The organism is Kineobactrum sediminis (assembly GCF_002868715.1).
GTDB lineage: Bacteria > Pseudomonadota > Gammaproteobacteria > Pseudomonadales > Halieaceae > Kineobactrum > Kineobactrum sediminis.
Map to the genome: position 1 here is coordinate 573225 of NZ_PKLZ01000003.1, position 23824 is coordinate 597048.

A 23824-nucleotide genomic window follows, 5' to 3' on the forward strand; every position below is an offset into this window, starting at 1 on the left:
CAAGCCAATTCTTTCGTGGATTCTTTTGAAATCTTTAGCAACAAGGAACACGGAACCTGCAAAGTTGACTCAACTACTTACTAATAATATTGAGGAAATCACTATGAAAATACCCGTAGAGACAAACCAGGTGTCCAGATGTCTTCTTGGTAGGCGTGCGCTTATGATAGCGGTGTCTCTCGTAGTATCGATGGGTAATCGTGCGGCTCTTGCTCAGACTTCGAGCGAGCAAAGTGCAATGCTCGAGGAAGTGGTTGTAACCGCACGAAAACGACAGGAGTCACTTCAAGATGCAGCGGTCTCGGTTACTGCTCTAACAGCAGACATGATTGAAGCTCGCTCTATGGAAAGCTTTAACGATCTCAACAACTATGCGCCAAATATTGAGTTAAATAATGGTCGTGTGGATGGTGGTGGCAGTGTAGCCCAACTTTACGTCAGAGGTGTTGGCCAAGAAGATTACTCCTTCCCAAACGACCCGGGGGTTGGTGTCTACCTCGATGGTGTCTATGTGTCTCGATCATCTGCGGGTGATTTTGGATTCATGGGTGTAGAGCGCATTGAGGTTTTACGCGGTCCACAGGGTACATTGTACGGAAAGAACACCATCGGGGGTGCAGTTAACGTTATCACGCGAAAGCCAACTGGCAGTAATAGTGGGGAACTCGAATTCGGCGTGGGGAGATACGATCTCCTTGATATGAAAGGTTCCTACGATCTCGCGGTCTCTGAAAATTTAGCTGTAGGAATTTCAGGTATGAGCAGGAGCCGCGATGGCTATGGACGGGATTTTACAGGCACAGAACTACGAAAAGAAAGCAAGGACGCATTGCGTTTTCAAGTCAACTACACAGGTAATGACGACTTTAATGCGCTGTTACAAATGGATTGGAGTAAGCAGGATGCCACAGGGTCAGTTGGGGCGCTGCGTCGGTTCTTCGATGACGGCGGTGCCGGTGTCGTAACGCTTGTAAACACCTATGTTGCGCCGAGTGTTGCGGCTGAGTATGACCTTCAACCTCCATTTGACACTTTTAATGAAGCATGGGTAAATTTAATCGACGAAACTGAAGAATTTCGTTCAGGTGGAGTTGAGGACCCACGCGATAATAACGAGGTTTTCGGCGCAGCATTAAACCTTGGCTGGTCAATAGGAAATATAGATGTCCAATCGATCACTGCTTATCGAACGGTTGAAATTGATGTACAGCGAGACGGCGATCATTCTCCTTTTCCAATAACCACTGTCGCTGTCGAAGAAGAGACGTTTCAGCTAAGTCAGGAGGTTCAGTTTTCCGGTAATAGCTTCGATGATAAGTTGGATTGGATCCTGGGCGTATATGCAATACGCGAGTGGGGTGATAATTCATTCATTGCGCCCTTGATCGAAGGTGTTTACGAGGCGATCGGACTTGATATATCGCTAATCACAGACACAGAAATTGATGTACTTTCCGCAGCGATTTTCGGGGAGGCAACTTGGCATATGACCGATAGACTTGGTGTCACTTTTGGTGGTCGTATCAACCGTGATGATAAGGAATACACATATGCCCTTGATCGAATATTCAGCGGTGCTGTAGTTATTCCGAAGGTAGAACTGGATGAAACCTGGAATGAATTTCTTCCAAAGATATCGGTGGAATACGCATTCAACGATGACGTCAATGGATACATCAATTATGCAGAAGGCTATAAGGCTGGAGGTTGGAACCCGCGAACGCTTACCGAGGGCACTGAACCACAACGATTCGAGCCGGAATATATTTCGAGCTACGAAATAGGTTTAAAGACTTCGCTCTGGAACAACCGAGCGACATTCAATATGGCCGCCTTTTTTTCTGAGTATGAAGATATTCAGTTGACAGCTGTCACCGATGTGAAACTTTCTGACGGTACAACGACCGTTGATACAACAATAAATAATGCTGGTGCAGGAGAGATTTATGGAGCTGAATTTGAGTTAGTGGTGCGACCGATTCCGAGCTTGATGATACATGCTGGGCTTGGATTGTTGCATACTGAGTATACTGAGCTGGGGCAGAGTGTTATTGATGCTGGTACCACGACTTTGGATAATGAATTCATACAGTCCCCGAGTGTCACCTTCAATGCTGCAATGGAATACAGTCAGTCGCTGAGCAATGGAGGTCAGCTTGTATGGTTCCTGGATTCTGCTTATAAAGACGATATTGAGCGGTCGGTACAGAATTTTGAAGAACTTAGGACAGATGCATACTGGCAATTCAATGCGCGATCAACTTACATGTCTTCAGCTGAGAAGTGGCAGGTATCGGCTTATGTGACAAATATTACGGATGAAATATACATGACAAACGGCGTGGATGTACGAGGGCTTGGTTCCAGTGAAGCCTATTATAGTCGACCGCGCGAATACGGTCTTTCTTTCAAATTGTTTTTCTGAAATAGGAGTGAAGTATGCGTTTATTAGGTAAAAAAGCATTGATTACTGGTGCCGGTTCGGGGATAGGTCAAGGTATGGCGCGCCTTTTCGCCCGCAATGGGGCAGACATTGCGGTTAACGACATTGACCCCGAACGAATCAATGAAACCATTGCTATCGTCGAGGCAGAAGGGCGTAAGGCTGTTGGGGCTCCGTTTGACGTCACTGACTTTGAAGCGGTTCAAGCAGGGGTAAATGATGCTCGAGAAAAACTGGGGGGCTTGGATATCTTCTGCGGTAATGCGGGCATCGCGCCGAGTGTAGACTTTGTCGATATGTCTCCGGAAGCTTGGGACATAATGATGAAGGTACATTTATATGGAGCATTTAATGGGTGTAAAGCAGTACTCCCCGGAATGCTGGAGCAGTCTTGGGGGCGCATTATCATTACTTCGTCCATGAGTGCCGTAAATGGTGACAAACATCTTACACATTATAGCGCCGCAAAAGCGGGCCAAGTGGGCTTTGTCCGTGCTCTAGCTCGAGAAGTTGTCGCTGCCGGCGTCACTGTTAATGCGATTGCTCCGGGTTTAGTTCAGACAAATATACTAGGCGAAGTCGATGACGAGGTGATCAATAAGTACCTTCCTCCGGTAGGTCGTATCGGTCAACCGGAGGATCAAGCCTATGCTGCTTTGTATTTGGCTTCTGATGAAGCAGAATTTGTAACTGGACATTTGTTGCAGGTAAATGGTGGCTCTTTTTAATTGAGGTCTGCCGGGCGACAAGTTTTTATGGGAAAGTATTCATGACACAAGCTATTCGTGCCGGCGAGCGGCCCATTCAGGTTGAAGTCGAGGCCGGGAAGACATATTTTTGGTGTTCGTGCGGGCGCAGCACAAGGCAGCCCTTTTGCGATGGAGCGCACAAGGATACTGGATTTACGCCTCTGAAATATATTGCGGAGGAGAGTGGCACGGTTTTCTTTTGTGCATGCAAACAGACAAATGCCGCGCCACGCTGTGACGGTAGCCATAATGGTTAACCATGAGACTGCTCTCGCTCGCTAAGCTGCTCATAGAATGTTGTCTTAGATAGCATAGAGCCTATTCTGTAGTAGTTCGGATTAAGTCTGAACTACTACAGACTAATATTCGCGCGCAAGTAGATCGACTCATCCCGTTTACCCAATAAGCCGTCTTTGCGGTAGCGTTTTCCGCACAAGTGAAAGGTTAGTCGTCTTTCGTGAAAAAAAGCGCCCATGTGCTCGAGTTTTAGCCGGACAGGCTTACCGTGCGACTCTGCCACTACCGTGTCGCCCACCGCCAGGCCGAGTGCCTCAGCACAGATGGCCTCGCCCTCTGCATCCAGGATGAGCTCCCATCGCTCCATGAGGTCTTCCAGCTTTTTGCAGAAAACTCTGGCCGCGGTGAGGGGGCCACCTGTTTCAATGCCCAGGTATAATTTCTCCAATAGGACAAGATGATCATCGGGAGCAGGGGTGTCATGCCGGTACACGGCATTGGAGAGGATATCGTGAATATTGTGGATATCTATGAACGCCTTGATTCGTCTTTTCGAGATCGCAAGCTTCGGCAGTTCGAGTAATCCCGGGAGTGCGATATCGGCTTTCGGCACCAGATCAACGGGTGCGATATCGGCGAGCGGGATTTTGCTGGTTTCCAGCGTTTCGTCGGAGCCCTCGTACCAGGGGTGGGTCACCTTGCAAACCACCCACAGGGAGTCGCGTGAGACGCACAGTTTGCTATGCGCATGGCTATACCAGTCATACTGGTACTGCACTATCAATGTATGCTCGAAAGTACCCAGATCCCAGGCCGCGTATGTCAGGTTGTTTTCCGCGGCTAGCCTGCGGAGATTAGCGACCTGTTGGATGAATGCCGGGGTGAGTCGAATAACGATTTTGGGCCCTCGGTTGTCCCGGTTGTGTGCGTCCGGCTTCTTCTCGAGCAGCAAAACATGTGGTTTGGCCAGCGGCAGGAGTTTCGAGACCAGCGCCTGAACACTTCGGATAGATGGATGCGTAACCTGGCCGGCGTTCGAGCGCTCCTCCAGCCACTTCAAATACCGTTTCTGGATCAGTAAGAGGGCTTGCGTTGCGACCTCGCTACCAAGAGCCCGAACCTCGGTTTTGGTACACTCCATTTCCCCAAGCTCTACGCCGGCTGCCGATAACTCATCGACTGCCCGTCGCAATATGTCTGCCTGTAGTGGTGACAATCCGACCCGGTCCCGCTGACTCTTCCGCCGTCTGACGGCCCGGTTCTGGCGTTCGATGAGTTGTTCGCTGAATTCCCTCAGCAGCGGCTTTCTGGGTCGCTGTCCGGCCCCAACCTTAGCCCAGTAGCCTGGGGGAGGTTTGGGGACCTGGAGTTTTTTGCAGCGCTTACCCAGGGCCACGTCCGATATCCCCAGCGTCCTGGCGATTTCCTGGCTGGGACGCTCCCAGACAAGCAGAAACAGTTCCTCTCGGGTCAGCTCATTCAGCATCATGCTCGTGTCCGCCTACGTCAGCCAAAGCCATCTGGGGCATTCTCCGATGCGGCGTCGAGGACCCGATTGTCCCCTCGCGCCTGGAAGCGCTGCCCCCATCACACACCTGCAGGGATTCTATAGGTTGGCTAAAAGCCCGCCAAGTCGGTACGGACTTTCGCCTTGGTTTCGCGGCAGGTCAATGCAGAATCGTTCACTCTGTTCCTAATCGTTCAAGGATGAGATGTCATGCACAGTGCAGTCTATTTGTCAGATACAGCCATTGCACAGCGGTTTCAGGTCAGTCGGGCGACGGTCTGGCGCTGGACCCGCTCGGTGGCGTTTCCCAAGCCGATCAAGCTCTCTGTTGGCTGTACGCGCTGGCGGCTGGCCGATATTGAAGCGTGGGAGCAGACACGAAACACACCAGGTCGTCGACGTTAGGGTGTACGACGTCGTCGTGTCCGTGCGGCGCAATCCCGGTACACCGGGTATACGCGTGATGCCATATTCGTTCTGGCCCCGAATATTTAGCGGCCCTATCGGACGCTACAGCCCTCTACGCCCGCCGACAGGAATGCATTCGGCGAACGGGGAGTGGGACCAGACGACTGTGGACACAAATGATGAATGCAACTTCTTGCAGTGCTGCTATGTTTAGAGCGTTGCGAGGAAAAGGATTTTCTCCATGAGCACTCCGTGCCGGTTTTGCCAAGTCGTCAACCTTTGGACGGGTTCTGCGCAGTTATCCCAGACTGCCGCGGGTCCACCGACCCTGGGTCGCTATCCCACCTGTCGTCCCCTAGCGCTGTATCGGTATCGCGAAGCCCGCTTGCTGAGGTGCTCCTCGTCCCACGTGATCGTACCGGCGAGGAGGGCATCGTGAAGGCCCAGCGCAGTGGCGCAGCCGCGAACGCGGCAGACACGGGGGTGCTGCAGATGCCCCTTTCTGACCTGCAGGCGTATGAACACAACCCCCGCCACGGGTCCAACACGGAATACCAGCGGATTAAGGCCTCCATCCGGTCGCAGGGCCTCGACCAGCCCCTGGTGGTGACCCGACGTCCTGGTGAGGACCATTATGTACCGCTGGTGGGCGGCAATACCCGTCTCCAAGTCCTGAAGGAACTCTATCAGGAAACCGGGGATGAGCGGTTTGGCACGATCCATTGCCTGTACCGCCCCTGGACCGAGGAATCCCAGGTCCTCCTGGCGCATCTCAGGGAGAACGAACTGCGGGGTAACCTGATCTTTATTGACAAGGCCCTCGCGGTTCAGGACCTGAAAGCGATCCTGGAGAAGGAGTCCCGCGAACGCCAGATCACCCTGCGGCGACTGGCAAAGATCATGACCCACCGGGGCCTCAGCATCAGTCATACCATGATCTCCAGGATGGTGTATGCGGCTGAACGCTTGCTTCCGTTGATGCCCCAGGCCCTGAATGCCGGCCTGGGTCGCCCACAGATCGAAAAGATCCACGCCCTGGAAAAAGCCTTTCTGACGCTGTGGCAGCGCCACGCGCTCGGTTCGGAGACCGAGTGTGCCGAGACTTTTGCCGCACTGTGTCAGCGTTATGATTCGCCGGAATGGAACCTGCAATTGCTCAGGACCGCCCTGGAAAACGAGTTGGCGGAGGCAGTGGATGTCAGTCTCCATAGCATCCGACTACGACTGGATGATCTGCTCAGCGGTCGTGGTTACAGCGAGCTGGTCGTGGAGCCGCTGGTGTCGCCATTTCACCCTGACCCTGACCTTGATTCTGATGCTGATCCTGATCCTGATGCTGAGCCCGAGACTGCGGTGTGCGAGCCGGAGCCGGCGGGTGGTGCCACCCCCGCCAAGTCCACCACCCAGCCCTGCCACCCGCTCGACACCCTGCGCCTGCGGGCGTATACGCTGGCAGCGGGTCTGGCGGAGCACTACGGCCTCGCACCACTGATCGTCCAACTCCCGGCGCAGGGCCTGGGTTTTATGCTGGCCGATATACCGCCCCGGGAGCTGCGGGACACCCTGGATCCCGCCCTGCTCGCCGAGATGTCCTGCCTCTGGTGGCATCTGGCCGCCTGTGCGGAGTTGACGGTGGCACCACCTGAGCAGGTGCTCCCCTGGCTTGCCCCCGATTCGGTGTTAACCACGGCGCTTATGCAACGGGATAAAGACGTCGTGCAGCAGCACCTGTGGACCCTGGATCCGGGGCAGTGGGGCAGCCGGCTATGGCGCCCGCTCTGCGCGAGCGACTGGGGCGATCTGCTGGCGCTGATGTCTACCTACCGAACCATTCATGACACGGCGGAGCGCACCGGCATGGCCGTGTGGTCTGACAAGGAGGAGTGCGATGTCCACCAGCAAGGAATCTGATCTGACCGCAGCGGTGCTTCTGTACGCTGTCCGGTGTCTTATCGAGGGCGATCAGCTGGCGTTGCGGGCCATGCAGTTTGGTCCCAAAGAGGTGGAGGTTCTGCAGCAGCTCAATATCGCCGACCTCTATCGGACCGACAACCTGCGCGGCCACTGTCTGCAGGTACAACTCGATCGAGTCGTGTTCTGGCAGTTGGTGGAGCGCCTACGCCAGCAGCGCGAGTCCGACCAGCTGCAACAGACGCTCCTGCAGGCCGATGCTCCCCAGGAGATGATGCGCAGTCTGTTCGGTCTGGGTGCCAAGGACTATGCGCGCTGGCGGCGTCTGCACGGATTCACCGCCGCGGTGGGCCGCCCCAGCGAGCCCGACGAGGAACCCGCGCACGCCCTGTGGCTGGCCTGGCAGGCCCTGGCCGGAGACGACGGTGACCGTGCCTTGACCGGCGAGGACTATCTCGAACTCCGGGACAGCACCGGACTGACCATGCGCACCATCTGGTGTCTGACCCAGCGCTGGGCCACCTACGGCAATCCCGAGGGTGAGCCGACCAACGACCTGTGAGGCGACCCCAATGGCCGGTATTGAGACGGAACCGCGGCCGGAAACCTATGCCCTCCACCGCCTGATTCAGGCCACCACCGACCGTGCCCAGACCCCGGGGCAGGACAACCTGCTGTTCCTGGGACACTGGCACCAGGCCTTCCCGACCGCAGTGGTTTGTGACCCGACCCTCGAGCCGGTGGATAAAGTGGTGTGGATGGTGATCATGCTGCAGGCGCGGGAGACCGGCGGGCGGGCAGCGTTTCCCCGCTACGAGGTGATTGCTGAACTCGCCAACATCGCGTCAACCTCCACCATCGCCCGTGCCATCGCCATTCTGCGCCTGACCCGCTGGCTGTCGCTGTGCGCCCGGGTGAGAGCCGCGAGCGGTCAGTTTCAGGGCAATGTTTATGCCCTCCACGATGACCCCCTGCCACTGGCCGATGCGCTGTATCTGGACGAGGGCTATATGGCCTTCGTGCGTCAGAGTGAGCAACACAGCCACGCCCGGGTGCGCCGGGTGGCAACCGCGGTACTGACCACCTTGGCCGCTGCGGTGGCGCAGGGTGACGACCCACTGGCACCGACGCCAGGGATCGAACAGCGCGCACGACAGGCCCTGAGTCCACCGGAGAGGGTTGGGCGTGCCACACCGCGCTCTCTTGCGGCGCTGACCGCCGAAGTGCTGCACCCGCGGGAGGCGCGTTTGTCGCAAGCCGGAGCAGACGATCAGATCAACCAGCACCAAAATTCGAAGGCGGTTGATACAGAGACGGTGTTAGGTAGTAGTAGTAATACAACAACTACTACTACGACAACAACCGAGAACCCCGCGTCGCTCACGCCACCATCACCGGCAACCCCGTCGGCAGAGGCCCTGATGTTTCCGCGGCGTCTGACGGACAACCAGCGGACCCTGGCGCTGCAGTACCTGACGCCGCTGCCGGTTGCCCTGCACCAGCCGCTGCTCGATGAACTGGCGGGCCGCCTGCAGGCCGAAACCCAGGGCGCCACGCCGCTCTATGATGAACTCCGGTTTTTCTATGCCCTGTGCCGCGCTGCCCGCGCCGGAACCTTCGTGCCCAATCTGGGCCTAAAAATCGCTGCCGCACGCCGCCGACAGCAGACCACCACTGTGGAGCCCGCCGAACCGCCCCCGCAGACCGACGCTGAGCGCGAGGCCCGGCGCAAGACCGCCGCCGAGCAGCTGGCCTTGATCCAGCAGACCCTGGGTCGGGAACCGCATCGCTAACCTTCCCCCAAAAAACCCTGTCGCGCCGGGGCGCACTAAGTGGTGCCACTGTCACCACTTAGCCCGTCGGCCGCTGGCGGGGTTTTGGCTTGTTGCCCCCGTGCCCCGGATGCGTTCATAGCCGCCAATGAACGCGATCCTGAAGAGGGCAGCTGCCGTGAGATCCCAACCGCTCCATCCCACCGACGACGCCGCGACCACCGCGGTGCCTAGCGACAACCCGGGGCGGGTAGGCCGTCTCACCGGCGAGGCCTGGCTGGAAATCCACACCGACCAGGCCCAGCGCCTGATTCGCGGCCGGGCGCGCAAGGGCAACAAGCCGGCGATCACCGGCCTGCTGGGGTTTGCCTCGCAGATGAACATTCTCTGGCAGGCCGCCGCGGACGATGACCCCTATGCGGACTGGTGGCTGGTCCGGGTCGAGGAGACCATGGCCGCGGCCCGGTCCTTGCTCGCCACCCAGCGGCTGCAGGTGGACAGCGTCGCGCTGGAGACCCACCGCTTCCGGGTCGGCAGTGCCCAGTCGCGCCGGCCGCAAACCCTGATGCTGCAGTTCGCCACGCCCCATGCCTACCGCGCCGCCCAGTTGCTGGGGGAATACGATGCCCTGGTCTGTCAGTGCCTGACCCTGAAGCATGTCGGGGCCAGCCCCTCCGGCGCGATGGGTGATGAGATCGCACTGGGTGCCCACCGTCTGCGGGGGGTGTTCAGCCTGCCCCAGGGGTATCGCGTCTTTGCCATCAACCGCAGCGATGTCCAGCACAACACCCTACGGGCCCAGCAGGCCAGAGCGCACCTCGGTGAGCTCCCAACGGCCATCCTGACCGGTGAACGGGCCGCGTCTCACGGGCCGCTGCGCACCGCCCGGGACGCGCACCCCGTAGACCACGGTCTCCCGGACGCCGTAGCCGACGCCGCCGCCATGGCGAGACCGGAGACAGGTGAACCCGGCGCTGTGGACGGTGCCCGGTGAGCCCGCCCCATGGCCTTGCCCGCGCACACGCGCCAACAGCGCCTGACGGTGGAGCTGGATACCCGGGTGGCACTGGAGGCGGTGCTGGTCACCGCACTCCACCGGATCCCCACGGCCCGCCGTCAGGACTGGCTCCGGCGTCTGCTGCTGGAGGGCTTTCGCAGCGAATGTCTGGGCCTGCGCCACGCCCTGATCGAGGTCCCCGCACCCGCTACCGCGCCGCTGCAGGGGGTGCCCGTCTCCCCTGGGGCGGCCGCCGAGCCAGCGGCGGCCGGAGTGCCCACCGGCGGGCCGCGGACCGTCGGCCCCCAGACCACCAAGCCCCTCGCACACCTGCGCAAACTGATCGGATGAGGATTGAGCATGCCTGAGCGCCAACAAGAAGACACACCAGAGGAGGTCCGCCTGTCCCGGGACGGACATAGCGACCGTCACAGTGACCCGAAGGCGGTGATCCAGCTGGGCCTGGATGATGGCTATGCCTACACCAAACTGGCGCTGGCCGACGGCCGCCTGCTCGCGGTCCCCTCACGGGGACGCATCGGTCAGGCCGGGATCACCTGGGTGGATGCCGCCCGGCAGCAGGTTTTTGAATACGACACCGAGGGATCCCGCTACGCGGTGGGCCAGATCGACGGCGAATCCACCTGCTACGACGGTTACCCGATTTCCGGCCTGCACCGCGCCATCGTCCAGCACGCGTTCCAGGCGGCAAACCTCGCCGGTCATTCCGTGCATGCGGTCTCCGGCCTGCCGGTGTCCGCCTTTTATTTCAAGGACGGCCAGAAGCGCGAGCAGGCGATCGGCCTCAAGCGCGAGTCCCTTAAAATCGCCGTGCGGCCGGTGTCCACCGGAGGACTCTATGCGACCCAACGTCGGCCGGTGGCCGTGGCCTTTCACGCGGTGATTCCCGAGGCGCTGGCGGCCTGGTATGACCAGGTGATTCAGCAGCGCGCGGGGGAGGTCGTACTCGATGCACGCCAGCTGGCCGCGTCCATGGCGATTGTGGACATCGGCGGTCGGACCACCGATTACGTGGTGGTGCAGGATCAGGGCATCGTGCACCGCGCCTCCGGCTCCCTGACCGGGGGGCTGCTCGATGTGCACGCGCAGGTCGCGCGGGAGATCCAGAAGCGGTTCGATCTGGACACCCTGGGCGAACAGACCGTCGCCACCGCAATGGCCTCCGGCAGCGTCCGCCTGCACGGCAGGGCGCACGATGTCTCTGAATTGGTGCAAGCTGCCCAGCACGAGCTGGTGGTACAGATCCACGCCGAGACCCGGCGCCAGTTGGGCATGGGCGCAGAACTGGACAGCGTGGTGTTCGTGGGCGGCGGTAGTGCCGCGCTCGCCGAGCAGCTGGCCGACTGGTTCCCGCAGCAGCGGATCGCCGAGCACCCGGGCTTTGCCAATGCCCGCGGCATGCTGAAATACCTGCAGCACGTCTGTGAGGAACCCGCCCCCTGCAACTAGGGTAAAAAACCGGCTTTACCCGTGGCCACTGCGGATTCAGTGGCAGGCAGTACCAGAGGTACCGACGGATTGTGCAACCGGTACCACGGCAGCGCCGCCAATCCACACTTCCAGGCAACTGGATTACCCCCCCTGTCGGGAAAGCATCCCGTCAGGGCACTTGCTTTCTTCGGCGTTAACCCGCAGCACGGAGAATGTGTCATGTCTTACGACAACAAAACGAAGTATTTCGATCTTCATCTGAACGGCATCGGCTATGTCAACAAGGTGCGAGAAGTCACGCCGGAACAGGGTTCGCCCTTCTGGAGTGTCGAGCTCGCCGCCCTGCACGGCCCCGCCGACAAGGTCCGCCACACGTATTTCGACTGCATCGTGGCGGGCGAGGAAGCCAAGGACCTGGTCCCCCAGTTGCAGTTTCTGGTGGAGGCCGGGGCCCGGGTACTGGCAGGGTTTCTGCTCAGCGACCTGAAACCGGCGCCCTTTCTCTACAACCAGGGTCAGCACGCCGGGGAACCGGGCGTGCGCCTGAAAACCCGGCTGTTGCGGTTCGACTGGATCAAGGTCGACGGCCAGCCCTTTCTGAAACCCCACAAAGCCGCTTCCTAGGGCCTTACCGGACCTGATGTCGCCATCAGGTCCACCTTCAAACCCAGCGGGGATACAGCCCCCTGCGGGGCTGATTGCCGTCTTTTAACGTAGGAGTCAGCCATGACAACGACAGCCCCCACCCGGTCCCGCCGCGCGGCCAACCGGGTTCTGGCCCTTGATATCAAGCAACTCACCGCGACCGAGCAGGAGCGACTCGTCGACCTTGCCCTGTCGGTGCTGCAGGAGCGGCACCGCCCCGGTGAGGCATTACACAGTCCCCAACAGACCCGTAACTACCTTCGGTTACGGCTGGCGGGATTCACGGCCGAAGCCTTCGGCTGCGTGTTTTTGGACAACGCCCACCGCGTGCTCGCCGTGAAGGAACTCTTCCAGGGCACGATCGATGGCGCGGCGGTCTACCCCCGCATTGTGGTGCAGCAGGCGCTGACCCTCAACGCGGCGGCGACCCTCTTTTACCACAATCACCCCTCCGGGGTGGCCGAGCCCAGTCAGGCGGATCGGCGAATTACGGAACGTCTCCAGGCGGCGCTGGCCCTCATCGAGGTGCGGGTGCTGGACCACATCGTGGTCACCCAGGGCGACACGACGTCCTTCGCGGAACTTGGCTTGCTGTAACACCCATTACCGACCCCCGGGAGGCGATCTGCTTCCCGTGGGGAAGGAGGTTTGTCTTGCGGGTTTTCCTACCACACCAGGAGATGAACGTATGAAAGACTCTCAATCCCTGTCGTCGCTGAACGACATTTTCGGTCCCGTCATTGTGCGCTATACGCGCGCGCAGGCGTTGCTGGAGGGCGTACTCGTCGATGCGGGCGCACTGGCCAGTGAGGCCGGTTTTCAGTGGCCGGTGGCCTTGACCCGCGCGGTCTGGGAGGACTGCGTCGTCTGGCGTGACGCCGATGACCAGCGCCAGGTCCACCAGGATGCCACGGGGCGCTTGTGGGATGTGCTGTTTATGGCCGCCCTGGCCGCACGCGGCAGTGCCCGGGCCGGCAATCAGCGGTGCTTCAGTCTCTGCCGGATCCCCCGAGACGGGGTCAGCACCACGCCGGTCGAGGTTGCCCTGAAGCTGATGGTAGGCCCCGGCGATGCGGGCGAACCGGTCATCACGATCCTGCAACCGCACGAGGAGTAATCACCGTTGCTTCCGGCAACGATCTCCCTGGCCACTTGGGTAAAGTGGCACCTCCCTCCGCCATCAGCACAATGCATCAGATGCGTCCCCGCCACACCGATGAGCGCGGTCGGCGCGTATACTCGGCTGAGAGCCATTCATGGAGGAATGCCGATGCTGATACTTACCCGATCCCCTGGTCAGACCCTGCTCATCGGTGACGACATCGTCGTCGAGGTACTGGCGGTCAATGGTGACCACGTTAAGCTGGGACTGACTGCCCCTGAACACATTCCCCTCCTGAGAGCGGAGCTGACCGAGCGTTCGGCGGGGCCCGAAGTCTCGACCGCACCAGGGCGCAATCATGCCCCGTAAGGGGAAACGTAGAAGCGCGAGCATTGACCCCTACAACACGGTCTCCGGATTAGCGGAGCAAGTGACATGGCTGGCGAATTCTAAATATCAGGCGATGGAACGCTTTTTTGCCGCCTTCTTCGCAGGCGTATCCCGCTGGGCGCGTCGCTTCACCGGCGTTTTCCGCGATGCGGCCGGAGACCAAGAGCAACCTGAACCACCAACTCAAGCGAAGCGATGTGTTTTTTGAGTGTCGTCTTTCTGTTCTGCATCAAAATCCACCTCTTGGTGAACAAAGTGCTGACTATATAACATTGTAATTCACGGTGTAGTACGAACTGCTCCCTTTTGACACCCGCATCGATAAATTCACAAAAGTGTTGACAAATTGAATCAGGCGCCATATTTTTATTATTCCACGAGTGGGTGGAAGAATATTTGGGTGAGCGGATTGTTAAATTCACCGGGTGCAGGTTATTTTGGGGGCGAAGGCAATGGACAGACTGATTACAACGAACCGAATTTGGTCTTTGGGCGCTGGTGCAACGCTGCTTATGCTGTCGCAGGCGTCAATGGCACAAGACGATGCCACTTTGCGGCTGGAAGAAATTGTTGTCACCGCACAGATGCGCGAGGAAGGCATCATGGACGTTCCCCTTTCCATGTCAGCTTTTGATGGCTCGCAACTAAGGGAGCGTCACATCACCAGTGTCCAGGACCTTGCGGTGACGCCGGGCGTTTCCGGGTTTACGGGCAGCAGTTTCGTGAATTCACTATCTGTCAGGGGAGTGTCCACCAACGACTTCGGGGTTGGCAGTGATCCCTCCGTGGCGATTTACCAGAATGGTATCTTCATGGGTCGGGCGGGCAGTGCACTTAGCCGATATTTCGACATGGGTCGGGTGGAGGTTCTCAAGGGCCCACAAGGTACTCTCTTCGGACGCAGTGCAACGGCGGGCGTGCTGCACGCAATCACCGCAAAGCCTGTCTTGGATCAGCGGAACGGGTACATCATGCTTGGGGCCGGAGAGCGGGGTATCCTTAACTCTGAAGGCGCTTACAACATGCCGCTTTCTGATCGCTGGGCTATGCGGATAGCCGGATTCATTTCCGAAGAAGATGGCTGGGTTGACAACAGACTGACCGGCGAAGAGCACATGGGTCACGAAGCCGCTGGTGCGCGATTCAGTTTGCGGTTCGTCGGTGAAAAGCTGAGCGCCGACTTCGCTTTGAGCTACGAGGAGAGAGACCAAAGCGCAAATATTTACGGCCTGACCTTTGGTAGCGAGCCCCAGACCGGAAGCGCGTGGGTAGTAGATCAGGATGCCGCGGCCAATTTCGGCGGGGAACGCGATGAAACGGAGCAGCTTATGCTCTCGTTGCAGATGGAGTATGACCTGGGTTCCACCATGCTGACATCCATTACCGGGTACCGTGATTACGACTTTGATTATGTGGAAGATGTAGACGCCTCTCCCTACAATCTTTATGACTACCTTCAGAAGGATACCGGGGATTACTGGAGCCAGGAGTTACGTTTGCTGTCCAAGACCGCCGGCGCTTTTGATTGGGGGCTGGGAATCAGCGCCTACACCGAAGACCTGGATTCGTCTATCTCCGTGGGTGCAAAGGAAGATAACCTTTGCGGTTTATTTCTTGCAGGCGACCCCGAAGTTACCTGTGAGGCAAGCTTTCCCCAGCTGTTCGGTATTCCCTGGCCCGGCTACGCCCCGGATGGTTTGTACGTGGAGCCCGGTACCATTGACGCTCGCTACCAGGGTTACTCGGTCTTTGGGGATTTGACCTATCACCTTACTGATCGGTTGGACCTTACCGCCGGGCTCCGCTATAGCTACGATCAACGGGAATTTGATCTGCACTCTCCCGGAGCGGCGAGTAACCTGGGGACTCTCTTTCTTCTTTACACGTTTGTGAGCCCTGAACCCCTGGAGGACAAGCAGGACTGGGACGACCTGTCTCCCCGGGTAGTTCTGGAGTACCGGCCAAACGAAGATAGCATGCTCTATGCTTCAGTATCCAAAGGCTACAAGGCCGGTGGCTTTGACAGCTTTGGTGCTGATTTGCCAGCCAATGTGGCACCATTCACCGAGGTGCCGCCTGGCACAAGCCCGGCTTCCTTCGAATCGGAAGAGATTCTTTCGTGGGAAATTGGTTACAAGGCAAGCTTGTGGGACAACCGGGTCCGAACTTCAGTATCTGCTTACCTGTTTGACTATGATGACTTGCAGTTACTGACACAGACGGACACTGGCAACTTTATCGTACGCAATGCAGGAAGCGTTGAGAGCACCGGCATCGAATTCGAAGCGGAGGCTCGAATCAACGCCTATGTTTCAGCCTATTTGGGGGTCGCATGGAGTGATAGCGAGGCAGACGATGTCGGCCTGGGTACTTGCCAGCTTCCTTCGGGTGACTCTTGTGACGGCAACCGGCTGCCCAATAATCCTGAATGGAATGGGTTCGCAAGTGTGTCTTTGAACTACCCTGCAGGGCGCTTTGGTGACCTGTTTCTGACTGGAGAATTGAACTATAACGATACCATGTACAGCAACCTCGAAAATAACCTGTCAGTTGATGCGCAGGAGATAGTAAACCTTCGTGCAGGTATTGAGACTGATGGCTGGCGTTTGGCGCTTTATGTAGAGAACCTCACAGATGAGGATTACTTTCATGAGCTGGCGAATGGTTTTCTCTTCCCTGGAGATGTCGGTTATGCGCCATCCAGGCCGCGGACGATAGGTGCAGAACTTTACATCGGCTTTGGTAACTGAGGGGAGTGTGTTTGTGAGTGGACAAGAGTCTTATGGCAGTGGAACCGGGCAGCTGCTTCACCGGGATCCTGCCATGCCGGCGCAGGCCTGTTGGTGGTATGAAGGCGCTAGTTCCGATGTGCCGCAGGTCTGGTGCTATACCGATGACCTGTCTTATCAGGTGGGCGAGGAGGTGGCGCTGCATGTGCACACCACGGCGTCATCTTTCAACCTGGTAGTGTATCGGGATGGTTTGCAGCGTGAGGTGGTGCATCGCGTCGAGGATCTTAGGGGAGAGGCACACGAAACACCTGAAGATTGTTCTGAAACAGGCTGTGGCTGGCCCGTAAGCCACCGATTTTCGGTCGGAAGTGAGTGGCGTTCCGGTGGTTATGTGGTTGTGGTCACCGCTGAAACCGGTGGGCGCAGTGTCCGCCATGAACACTGGTTTGCCGTCAGGCCCCTGGTTCCGCAGCGGGATGCCCTGATACTGATGGCCGCGACTTCTACCTGGATTGCCTATAACAGTTGGGGTGGGTCCAATGCTTACGAGGGCATCTGGGGTACTGAAAACGACCGGCTGGCGCCAGTGCTGTCATTGCAACGTCCCTGGGGACGGGGTATGGCATGGCTCCCGGAAGGCGCACCGAGGTTGTGTGCGCCAGGGAAACTGCCAGTGGGGTGGGTGCCGCGCTATGAAGCTATCGAGTGGGCGCTGGCCAACGGTTTTCCGAAATATTACGCGACGAACGGCTGGGCCATGTACGAGCGTCACTTTGTGCGTTGGGCAGAGGCTTGTGGTTATACGGTAAATGTAATTACCCAGCATGATCTTCACTTCAGGCCGGAAGTGATCGAGTCGGCGCCACTAGTGACTGTGGTCGGCCATGATGAATACTGGAGCTGGGAAATGCGTGACCACCTGGAAAATTACCTTTCCCAGGGTGGTCGTATGGCGCGTTTTGCAGGGAACATGGGCTGGCAGGTGCGTCTGGAGGAAAACGGCCGGGCCCAGCGCTGTCACAAGCATTTCGCCGGAACAGAGGATCCGGTAATGGAGAGCGCTGAGGAGCAGCACTTGCTTACCTCCTGGTGGGATGACCGGCGGATTGGGCGGCCGATTGCGGAGACATTCGGCGTAACAGGGACACAAGGGATGTACACGCGCGTTGGTGGCTTCAATCCCCGCCACTCGGGTGGATTCACGGTTTATCAGCCGCGCCATTGGGCCTTTGATGGCTGTGACGCTTATTATGGCGATCAGTTCGGTGCCCAATCGGGGGTATTCGGCTTCGAGGTAGACGGTCTCGACTATGAGATCCGCAACGGCATCCCCACCGCTACCGGGCGGGATGGTGTTGATCCTGCCTCGGTAGAGATCATCGCCTTGAGTCCTGCCGCTCTGATTGAAGAGGACCATGGCAACGAGGGTACCCAGCTTTTTGTCGGTGCTTTCGACTGTGAGTTTATGGCTACGGCGGTACACGGTGAAGCAACGCCAGAGGCCGTAGACGAATTGTCCCGGGGTTGCGGGGTAATTTCAGAGCACAGTGTCGGTAAGGGCCGATCCTTCAGTGCCGCAAGTTGCGAATGGGTTGTGGGTCTGGCTGGCGGTGATCCTGCAGTGGAGCGGCTGACGCGCAATGTTCTGGACCGTTATCTTGGTGGGGAGGATGACTCTTGATTAATTTTGAAACTCAGGGTGCGGTTGCCATTATCACTTTCGACAATGGTCGGTTGAATATCTTAACCCGGGAGATGCACAAGCGCCTGTATGCCCTGATGCTCAGGTTCCTGCGCTCTGACGACCTCAAGGTCGCGGTGCTGACCTGCCGGGAAGGTCAGTCTTTCAGCGCTGGGGATGACCTCAAGACTGTGCATGATGACTTCGCTGATGAGCCGGACTGGGAGGAGCTTACCGTGCGCCTGGACCGCGACAAGCCGGTGATTGCGGCCGTGCGCGGTCACTGTGTGGGGCAGGGGCTGATCTACCTTGCTCTGCTGACTGATATCCGCCTCGCCACGCCAGAGGCCAGCTTCGGTCTGCCCGAGATTTCGCTGGGAATGGGAGGCGCAGGAGGTATGGCGAGGCTTGGCCTCCAGATACCGCACACGGCGGCGATGCAATTACTACTGACAGGGGACTTCCTAAGCGCGTATGAAGCGCAGCGCTGTTACCTGGTTAACGAAGTGGTCGATGAGGGCGATCTTCTGCCTCGCGCCCTGGAGCTCGCAGAGCGGGTGGCACGGCATCCCTTGCTGGCATTGCGAGCGGAGATGCAGTCTTACCAGGCTGTCTGCGCAGGCATGGGAGCTGATTCTACCGTACAGAGTAATCGCCTGTATGACTGGCAACGCAGGGCCCTGAAGTCCTGAATAACTTCGCTCTTCTATGGAAAAAAAGCAGGTAGAACCCTATGTTGGACCCACGGAATACGGAGCCTGGCTTACACCCGGTATCTCATGGGAATGGCTTGCCCGGTACGATACCAGAGGCACTGGACAGGGCGGCTGACATTTACGGCGATCGGTTGGCGGTTAATTTTTTTGGTGAGGGCAAGTCTCTGACATTTGCCTCGCTCAGGCGAGATGTTGATCGTTTGGCTTGCTCCCTTGCCCGACTCGGGATCGCTCGGGGTAGCCACGTTGCCATCCTGCTGCCCAATCGCCTGGAATTTGTGGTCATCTGGTTGGCAGTTGCCCGGCTTGGTGCCGTAGCCGTGCCGATGAACGTCGCTTTCACTGCCAGAGAAATAAACTATGTATTGAATGATTCAGACGCTGCTTTTTTGTTCATTGATCAGGGCCTGCTGACTCGGTGGCGGGAGATTGAGTCGCCACCAGTTGGACTGGACGGCAGGCGAGTGGTAGTCGTGGGCGATGACGAAACAGGCGCTGAACGATATTCGCGCTACGATGAGCTCATGGCAGATGGGCGCGACAGCTTCGTGACATCAGACCCGGCAGGTTCCGGCGATCTCATCAACATCCAGTATACATCCGGCACCACTGGCTTTCCCAAGGGTGCCATGCTTGACCATCGCTACTGGCTGACAATAGCCGTGGCCAATAACGCGGTTTTCCCTCCAGGTATTCGCTCGATACTCTCTGATCACCCTGTCTTTTATCTTGATCCCCCCTGGAAACTGGTCTACGGCCTCATCTACGGAGCGACCGTACATTTTTCCCCGCGGATGAGTAGTTCGCATTTTATGGAATGGCTAAGGCATTACGGGATTGAGCTATGCTATTTCGCAGATCCGGTTATCAATAAGGCATCAGTCGGCTCCGACCGGGATAATAGTGTGCGCCTTTTTCTTGGGTATCACTACACGGCTAATATGGTACGGCAGATTGAAGAGCGATTCGGGGCGCCGGTAAGGGAAATGTATGGAAGTACCGAAACGGGAACCACGCTGGCGGTTCCCCTGAACCTGCCCGATGAGGAAATCCTTGGCACCTGCGGGCTTCCCGCTTATGGTCGTGTCTGTAAAATTGTCGATGAGGAAGGTGGCATTGTACCCGCGGGGGAAACAGGCGAACTCTGGGTGGCCGGCGGCGCTATGTTCAAGGGTTACTATAAGCGACCGGATATAAACAATCGCGTATTCAGGGACGGGTGGTATCGTACCGGGGACCTGTTCATGCAAACGCCCAGGGGATACTTCAAATTTATTGGCCGCATAAAAGACATTATACGTCGCAGCGGTGAAAGTGTTTCCGCGGCCGAGGTGGAGGCCGTAATTCGCGAGTTGCCCGGCATTCTGGAGGTGGCGGTGACCGCTGTTCCGGATACCTATCGGGATGAGGAAGTTAAGGCCTGGATTTTGCTTGAAAATAACCTGAATCCCGAGGCCCTGCCAGTAAACGACATTGTGTCCCACTGCAGTAAATGGCTCGCGGATTTCAAGATACCGCGCTATTTCGCTTACGTGGATAATCTGCCACTCACGGCTTCAGGGAAGGTCGCAAAAAAACCCCTGCTGGATGGCCAGCCTTTAGTCGGTATTATCGCTCTGGTAGACAGGGAGGAAACCATTGCATCCTGCTGAGCAGTACTACTGCAGCCTGGAGCTACTAATTTTTGCTCCCAAACTCCATTCTGTATTTTAGATTTCTCGCGATGCTAAGGATAAAACTGTGGCAAGAAAGAATAGATCTGAAGAAAAGCGTAGGCAAATTCTGGACGCGTACGTTGACTGTGTTGTCAAGCATGGCCTCGAGCGTACGTCTTTCGCTGAAATTGCCGACGAGCTCGGAATGGACCGTAGCAGCATGTACCACTACTTCTCTTCCAAGGAGGAACTGGTCTCACAGTGGGTTGAATACATCGGACAGTTCTACATCGACCGTATGGAGGAGGCAATGGCTAGTTTGCCGGAACGCAACCGGGGACGCGAGCTGGTCAGGATGATGTTCAGCAACTTTCACCAGCCGGTGTATTCTCTCGTTATTGACGAAATATCTGTATTGGCGAATCGCGACAAGAATGTCAGGGAATTGATTGCCAAATTCTATAATCGGATCGAAATTGAAATTTTGAATGTGCTTGATGGCGCTTACCCCGATACCACTCTCTCGCAGCGCCGGGAGGTAGCCTCCGTAATTTTGCAGCTTGTAGAGGGCAGTACTGTTCTGGAGTCCTTAGGCTGCAATGACTATCACGCCCGTTTTGCTGAGGAAGCTGCGCTCCATTTACTGCTTCGACTCGAGTTGCCCGCTCAACAAGAAGTGGCGCTGCCACCACCTGGCAGAAAGAGACGCTAGGCAAAGTGGCGATTAGCGACAGCAGTATGGTGGTAGGCGGTAAGCCACATGTTGTTCTGCGTTTGCGTAAGCTCGGAAACCGGTTTGTCCGGTATGGTCCAGAGTACCTACTGGCCTGTGTCGGATTTTCAACCTACATGGGCCTGCCGATGATACTCGGATCATTGTCTGAATGGCGCGGCTACACAGATCAGCAACTGGGATTGATAGCGTCCGCGCTAATGTTTGGTCTGTTCCTTGGCTCCGTACTGACTTCCTGGCTGATCCCTTATAGCAGTTATCGCGCCCGTGTCGGCCTTGCCTGTACCGTGGGTCTCGTCAGCAACGTCTTCGCTGCACTGACCGCTGATTTCGTGGTATTCCTGCCACTACTCCTGATAGGTAGTATTGCGGGTGGTGTTTGTTACTCCTCTGCGGTTGCTAAACTCGCAGCAGATGAAAGTGCCGTTGAGGGCTTTAGTTTTTTGTTGGCGGTCATTGTTGTTGTCGGTTCCCTGGAGATTGCCTTCTTACCATTGATTTCCGGCCTGCTAATGGATGTCGGTGTGCTTATGGTCTTGGGCATAGCCTATTTATGTCCATTATTACTGCTGTTCCGACAACCTGGCTCGCGATCACTTGCTGGGTCAACCGAAAATACTGAACTTCAATGGGTAAGGGTATCCACCGATAGCCATCGCTTGGTGCCGCTATTGTGCCTGGTGACGATAGTAGCTTACTTTCTATCTGCCAGTTCATTCTGGGCCTATGCGGAGCGGATGGGTAATATTGCACAACTGAGCAGTGCATCGATAGGCGCCACGCTATCGCTGGCTAACATGGCCACGCTGGCAGCGTGTTTAGTAGCGACGTCCTTAAGCCGGAGTTTCAGTCAATATACGATGCTGGTTATTACCATGTTGGCAACGACCCTGGTGTTTTTATTATTGGCAGTCAAAGTTACGCCCGTATTTTACATTTTGGGTGTCATCATCTTTTTCCAAGCTTGGGCAATGGCAAGTATCTATCAGTTCAGCACGCTCAGCCTGCTTGATTCTTCAGGGCGTTATGTCGCTTTGATACCCGGGGCGCAGGGGGTAGGGCAAGCGGCAGGCCCCTTTCTCTCTGCTCTGGTGCTCGGTACGGAAGCGAATTACGCAGCAATGCTCCTATTTAATTGCCTGTTCCTGGTCTTTGCGCTGATGACCTACATTGGCATTGTCATGTTTAATGGGAAATATTCAGCTTGATGAGAATTCAAGATAGATTTTGATAATGTATTTGTTGCCATGTTCTGCATGGTGAATCAGGTCGCCGTGTGTATTTCGATCAACAACAGTGTCGTCCGGGGCGCTTGGAGCCCTGCGGGCCGAGGTGGGGCATTGACTCAAGCAGCGCGATCACGGGATCTGACAGCGGCACCTTGTGCTCCCTTGCCCCCTTCATGCGGAAGGGGGTATCGTCCATAGTTGACTTGAAGTTGATTTCATCCCATGTCGCCCCTCTCACCTCGCCTGAACGGATAGCGGTCAAGTTGATGAACTGGAGAGCCTTCACGCCCAGCGACTGTTCACCCTTCAGGTTTCGCCAGAACTCCGGCAGATCCGTGACTGGCAGCTTTGTAGTGTTCGACCTTGACGACCTTGGTGGGGGCCGGGAATGACAAGGCAAGGTTGCCTTTCCACCGTGCCGGATTGTCTCCAGTGCGCAGCCCTTTGACGCTAGCCAACCCCTTTCATTGCTGGCGCGGCATGTGGCTTGACCAATGGATTTGATCGCTTGGATCTTGCGTCAGTATGGTGCGCGCCTGTCATAACGTTCGCATGAGTCAGCGCCAATATTATAAGGCGGTGAAATGGGGGTTCGGTGTAGCCGGTTGTAGTAGTACATTAACTACTACAACAACAACCCAAAATTCTGCAACGTTCACGCCGGCAAACCTGCAAAAAACTCGGTCCAACCTGGGTGTGCTAAATGGTGCCAGTGGCACCACTTACTCCGTCGGGAGCGAATGGGCTTTTCGGTGGTCGAGGCGTCGCACTCCGTCCGGCTTGGCCGCAAGTGTTTAACTTATGGCCATATATCCCACCCGGCGGCGATACGGTTTCCCGTTATATCTGCAGCGGACCTCCTATTCTTGGTCCCCTGGGATTGCGTGAGCGCCCGGTTCGCCCTCGTCACTAGCGAGCGTAGCGGGGTAGTGACGAGGGCTCCGAGCCCCGAAAGTACGCGGCGGCGAGGCGGAGTTTCGGCAGGACGCGCGCGTGACGGGTTCGTAGACTGGCCACCGTAGACAGAATTACCCGTGGCCACTGCGGATCAGTGGCACAGAGGGCGCCCGCCCTCGACCGGTCGGTCACAACGGGCCCGTGCGTCCAGGACTGTCATCGACGCACACCGACCCCAGGGTCGTCAGTCCATTCTCCACCCCATCGACTCCGGTCGGTGCTTGCCATTAAACCCCCTCGTTGCTTCCGCATTCTGCAGGCCTGCCTGCAGAGTCTCCGGGCAACGTTTTCATCCACATCGCGACAGATTGTCGCTTAACTCAAAGGAGGTGTTTATGTCACACCCCTTATCAGTCGGCCCCCTGGGGCCACGTGTGTGTACACGAGCGCGATCTCCCCCAGGAGATCGGTTGTGTAGCCTGTTTACAGGCGTTTTCAGGTTGTAAGGGAGTGGTGTCCCGTGATCCTTGCCGGTATCCGGATGCGGTGGGTTAGCGCCCCCGCTTGA

At 57.3% G+C, this 23824-nt stretch carries 21 protein-coding genes; 20 read left to right on the top strand and 1 reads right to left on the bottom strand.

The window, feature by feature from the left end; all coding sequences use genetic code 11:
- The first annotated feature begins 103 nt into the window (after window positions 1–103).
- The 3 genes from CWI75_RS07865 to CWI75_RS07875 are packed head-to-tail and all read left to right on the top strand — an operon-like array spanning window position 104 to window position 3449.
- Window positions 104–2425 (top strand): TonB-dependent receptor, encoded by a 2322-nt coding sequence (locus CWI75_RS07865; RefSeq protein WP_101520907.1) that lies wholly within the window; start codon window positions 104–106, stop codon window positions 2423–2425.
- Between the two features lie 14 nt (window positions 2426–2439).
- The gene (locus tag CWI75_RS07870) at window positions 2440–3171 is read left to right on the top strand and encodes an SDR family NAD(P)-dependent oxidoreductase (protein WP_101520908.1); all 732 of its coding nucleotides are present in this window, start codon (window positions 2440–2442) and stop codon (window positions 3169–3171) included.
- A 41-nt stretch (window positions 3172–3212) separates the two neighbouring features.
- On the top strand, window positions 3213–3449 hold the full coding sequence (locus tag CWI75_RS07875; protein ID WP_101520909.1) for a CDGSH iron-sulfur domain-containing protein: 237 nt from the start codon (window positions 3213–3215) through the stop codon (window positions 3447–3449).
- A 95-nt stretch (window positions 3450–3544) separates the two neighbouring features.
- On the opposite strand, the gene CWI75_RS07880 is transcribed toward CWI75_RS07875, so the two are convergent.
- Window positions 3545–4918: a hypothetical protein gene (locus tag CWI75_RS07880; RefSeq protein ID WP_101520910.1), complete on the bottom strand. Its 1374-nt coding sequence runs from the start codon at window positions 4916–4918 to the stop codon at window positions 3545–3547.
- Between the two features lie 228 nt (window positions 4919–5146).
- Here CWI75_RS07880 and CWI75_RS07885 point away from each other — a divergent pair, with 228 nt between their 5' ends.
- The 17 genes from CWI75_RS07885 to CWI75_RS07965 all read left to right on the top strand — a co-directional run bounded on the left by CWI75_RS07885 (window position 5147) and on the right by CWI75_RS07965 (window position 22338).
- Window positions 5147–5341, top strand: coding sequence for a helix-turn-helix transcriptional regulator (locus CWI75_RS07885; RefSeq protein WP_101520911.1), 195 nt, complete (start codon window positions 5147–5149; stop codon window positions 5339–5341).
- A gap of 438 nt (window positions 5342–5779) precedes the next feature.
- Window positions 5780–7255 (top strand): ParB family protein, encoded by a 1476-nt coding sequence (locus CWI75_RS07890; protein WP_162300020.1) that lies wholly within the window; start codon window positions 5780–5782, stop codon window positions 7253–7255.
- Entirely contained in the window at window positions 7233–7817 is a 585-nt protein-coding gene (locus CWI75_RS07895; RefSeq protein WP_101520913.1) for a DUF2857 domain-containing protein, read from the top strand. The genes CWI75_RS07890 and CWI75_RS07895 overlap by 23 nt, the downstream gene beginning before the upstream one ends.
- Before the next feature lie 10 nt (window positions 7818–7827).
- Entirely contained in the window at window positions 7828–9048 is a 1221-nt protein-coding gene (locus tag CWI75_RS07900; RefSeq protein WP_101520914.1) for an STY4528 family pathogenicity island replication protein, read from the top strand.
- Window positions 9049–9205: 157 nt separating this feature from the next.
- On the top strand, window positions 9206–10021 hold the full coding sequence (locus CWI75_RS07905; protein WP_162300021.1) for a PFL_4669 family integrating conjugative element protein: 816 nt from the start codon (window positions 9206–9208) through the stop codon (window positions 10019–10021).
- Between the two features lie 9 nt (window positions 10022–10030).
- Window positions 10031–10375, top strand: a complete 345-nt coding sequence (locus tag CWI75_RS07910; RefSeq protein WP_101520916.1) for a hypothetical protein — start codon at window positions 10031–10033, stop codon at window positions 10373–10375.
- Window positions 10376–10384: 9 nt separating this feature from the next.
- On the top strand, window positions 10385–11494 hold the full coding sequence (gene parM, locus CWI75_RS07915; protein ID WP_101520917.1) for a ParM/StbA family protein: 1110 nt from the start codon (window positions 10385–10387) through the stop codon (window positions 11492–11494).
- Window positions 11495–11695: 201 nt separating this feature from the next.
- Entirely contained in the window at window positions 11696–12100 is a 405-nt protein-coding gene (locus CWI75_RS07920) for a DUF3577 domain-containing protein (protein ID WP_101520918.1), read from the top strand.
- Between the two features lie 102 nt (window positions 12101–12202).
- The gene (locus CWI75_RS07925; protein ID WP_101520919.1) at window positions 12203–12718 is read left to right on the top strand and encodes a JAB domain-containing protein; all 516 of its coding nucleotides are present in this window, start codon (window positions 12203–12205) and stop codon (window positions 12716–12718) included.
- A gap of 91 nt (window positions 12719–12809) precedes the next feature.
- Window positions 12810–13238 (top strand): DUF6573 family protein, encoded by a 429-nt coding sequence (locus CWI75_RS07930; RefSeq protein WP_101520920.1) that lies wholly within the window; start codon window positions 12810–12812, stop codon window positions 13236–13238.
- A 153-nt stretch (window positions 13239–13391) separates the two neighbouring features.
- Window positions 13392–13592 carry a carbon storage regulator gene (locus CWI75_RS07935; RefSeq protein ID WP_101520921.1) on the top strand — a complete coding sequence of 67 codons (201 nt, stop codon included), beginning with the start codon at window positions 13392–13394 and terminating at the stop codon, window positions 13590–13592.
- 551 nt (window positions 13593–14143) lie between these two features.
- Window positions 14144–16363 (top strand): TonB-dependent receptor, encoded by a 2220-nt coding sequence (locus tag CWI75_RS07940; protein WP_162300022.1) that lies wholly within the window; start codon window positions 14144–14146, stop codon window positions 16361–16363.
- 13 nt (window positions 16364–16376) lie between these two features.
- Window positions 16377–18026, top strand: a complete 1650-nt coding sequence (locus tag CWI75_RS07945) for a N,N-dimethylformamidase beta subunit family domain-containing protein (RefSeq protein WP_146003561.1) — start codon at window positions 16377–16379, stop codon at window positions 18024–18026.
- Complete coding sequence (locus CWI75_RS07950) at window positions 18023–18718, top strand: enoyl-CoA hydratase/isomerase family protein (RefSeq protein ID WP_101520924.1); 696 nt, start codon at window positions 18023–18025, stop codon at window positions 18716–18718. Before CWI75_RS07945 ends, CWI75_RS07950 begins: the two co-directional genes overlap by 4 nt.
- Before the next feature lie 41 nt (window positions 18719–18759).
- Window positions 18760–20394: a class I adenylate-forming enzyme family protein gene (locus CWI75_RS07955; RefSeq protein WP_101520925.1), complete on the top strand. Its 1635-nt coding sequence runs from the start codon at window positions 18760–18762 to the stop codon at window positions 20392–20394.
- A gap of 88 nt (window positions 20395–20482) precedes the next feature.
- Window positions 20483–21109, top strand: coding sequence for a TetR/AcrR family transcriptional regulator (locus CWI75_RS07960; RefSeq protein WP_162300023.1), 627 nt, complete (start codon window positions 20483–20485; stop codon window positions 21107–21109).
- Window positions 21110–21114: 5 nt separating this feature from the next.
- A complete protein-coding gene (locus CWI75_RS07965) occupies window positions 21115–22338 on the top strand; it encodes an MFS transporter (protein WP_146003562.1) in 1224 nt (407 codons plus the stop codon).
- Window positions 22339–23824: the final 1486 nt, after the last annotated feature.

Bases quoted from the DNA above. Each gene is read 5' to 3' on its own strand.
- CWI75_RS07865 (WP_101520907.1), top strand. From the start codon at position 104: ATGAAAATACCCGTAGAGACAAACCAGGTGTCCAGATGTCTTCTTGGT.
- CWI75_RS07870 (WP_101520908.1), top strand. From the start codon at position 2,440: ATGCGTTTATTAGGTAAAAAAGCATTGATTACTGGTGCCGGTTCGGGG.
- CWI75_RS07875 (WP_101520909.1), top strand. From the start codon at position 3,213: ATGACACAAGCTATTCGTGCCGGCGAGCGGCCCATTCAGGTTGAAGTC.
- CWI75_RS07880 (WP_101520910.1), bottom strand. From the start codon at position 4,918: ATGATGCTGAATGAGCTGACCCGAGAGGAACTGTTTCTGCTTGTCTGG.
- CWI75_RS07885 (WP_101520911.1), top strand. From the start codon at position 5,147: ATGCACAGTGCAGTCTATTTGTCAGATACAGCCATTGCACAGCGGTTT.
- CWI75_RS07895 (WP_101520913.1), top strand. From the start codon at position 7,233: ATGTCCACCAGCAAGGAATCTGATCTGACCGCAGCGGTGCTTCTGTAC.
- CWI75_RS07900 (WP_101520914.1), top strand. From the start codon at position 7,828: ATGGCCGGTATTGAGACGGAACCGCGGCCGGAAACCTATGCCCTCCAC.
- CWI75_RS07910 (WP_101520916.1), top strand. From the start codon at position 10,031: ATGGCCTTGCCCGCGCACACGCGCCAACAGCGCCTGACGGTGGAGCTG.
- parM (WP_101520917.1), top strand. From the start codon at position 10,385: ATGCCTGAGCGCCAACAAGAAGACACACCAGAGGAGGTCCGCCTGTCC.
- CWI75_RS07920 (WP_101520918.1), top strand. From the start codon at position 11,696: ATGTCTTACGACAACAAAACGAAGTATTTCGATCTTCATCTGAACGGC.
- CWI75_RS07925 (WP_101520919.1), top strand. From the start codon at position 12,203: ATGACAACGACAGCCCCCACCCGGTCCCGCCGCGCGGCCAACCGGGTT.
- CWI75_RS07930 (WP_101520920.1), top strand. From the start codon at position 12,810: ATGAAAGACTCTCAATCCCTGTCGTCGCTGAACGACATTTTCGGTCCC.
- CWI75_RS07935 (WP_101520921.1), top strand. From the start codon at position 13,392: ATGCTGATACTTACCCGATCCCCTGGTCAGACCCTGCTCATCGGTGAC.
- CWI75_RS07940 (WP_162300022.1), top strand. From the start codon at position 14,144: ATGGCACAAGACGATGCCACTTTGCGGCTGGAAGAAATTGTTGTCACC.
- CWI75_RS07955 (WP_101520925.1), top strand. From the start codon at position 18,760: ATGTTGGACCCACGGAATACGGAGCCTGGCTTACACCCGGTATCTCAT.